Source organism: Pseudomonas brassicacearum, from assembly GCF_003732265.1.
In the GTDB taxonomy this organism is placed as follows: domain Bacteria; phylum Pseudomonadota; class Gammaproteobacteria; order Pseudomonadales; family Pseudomonadaceae; genus Aquipseudomonas; species Aquipseudomonas brassicacearum_D.
This window is the reverse complement of record NZ_MOBK01000217.1, coordinates 1-273: the sequence shown is the minus strand read 5'-3', so window position 1 is coordinate 273 and position 273 is coordinate 1. Positions and strand designations below refer to the sequence as shown.

The following is a 273-nucleotide window of genomic DNA, read 5'->3' as shown; positions in this document are numbered from 1 at the left end:
CCGAACGCCGGCCCTGCAAGCGCAACAACGGCGCCGCCAGCATCGCGCCGCTGAGACCGCCGCCGATGATCAGGACGTCGGCGTGGCGGGTGTCGCCGGTCGTTTGTGCGCTTTGGATTTCGCTCATGCCATGCTCGTTGGTCAAATGGAATGCTGCTGCGTGCCACAGTAATGGGTTGCTCTCCCGCACACAAACCCACCCTTGGCAGGCTCGCTCCCACAGGTGACCGCGGTGCCCGAGAGATAGGTGATCAAATGTGGGGGCGAGCCTGC

1 protein-coding gene is annotated in these 273 nt (G+C 64.5%); it reads right to left on the bottom strand.

All coding sequences use genetic code 11. The features are described from left to right. Positions 1–127, bottom strand: a 127-nt coding sequence (locus BK660_RS33305) for a glycerol-3-phosphate dehydrogenase/oxidase (RefSeq protein WP_259698562.1), incomplete at its 3' end; no start/stop codon positions are given. Positions 128–273 lie beyond the last annotated feature (146 nt).